Genomic DNA, 526 nt, shown 5'->3' with positions numbered 1-526 from the left:
AGGCCGGCGGCAAGCGGTTCCGGCCGTTGTTCACCGTGTTGTCGGCGCAGCTCGGCCCCAACCCGGACGCCGCGGAGGTGACGATCGCCGGCGCGGTCATCGAACTAGTGCACCTGGCCACGCTCTACCACGACGACGTGATGGACGAGGCGGAGGTGCGCCGCGGCACGCCCACCGCCAACGTGCGCTGGGGCAACAACGTCGCCATCCTGGCCGGTGACTACCTGTTCGCGACGGCGTCGCGGTTGGTGTCCCGGCTGGGCCCGCAGGCGGTGCGGCTCATCGCCGAGACGTTCGCCCAGCTGGTCACCGGCCAGGATGGCGACGTTGTTGCCCCAGCGCACGTTGGCGGTGGGCGTGCCGCGGCGCACCTCCGCCTCGTCCATCACGTCGTCGTGGTAGAGCGTGGCCAGGTGCACTAGTTCGATGACCGCGCCGGCGATCGTCACCTCCGCGGCGTCCGGGTTGGGGCCGAGCTGCGCCGACAACACGGTGAACAACGGCCGGAACCGCTTGCCGCCGGCCT

Annotated in this window: 2 pseudogenes; one reads left to right on the top strand and one right to left on the bottom strand. The window is 71.3% G+C overall.

The window, feature by feature from the left end:
- Positions 1 to 317: pseudogene (locus A5655_RS17870) on the top strand (polyprenyl synthetase family protein); the annotation flags it as partial.
- Between the two features lie 42 nt (positions 318 to 359).
- Here the strand turns inward: A5655_RS17870 and A5655_RS29430 are convergent.
- Positions 360 to 491, bottom strand: a pseudogene (locus tag A5655_RS29430) (polyprenyl synthetase family protein); the annotation flags it as partial.
- Positions 492 to 526: the final 35 nt, after the last annotated feature.

The sequence above is a fragment of the Mycobacterium sp. 1081908.1 genome, from assembly GCF_001673535.1.
GTDB lineage: Bacteria > Actinomycetota > Actinomycetes > Mycobacteriales > Mycobacteriaceae > Mycobacterium.
Note: the sequence above shows the minus strand (reverse complement) of the source record. Positions and strands in the feature narration are given on the sequence as shown.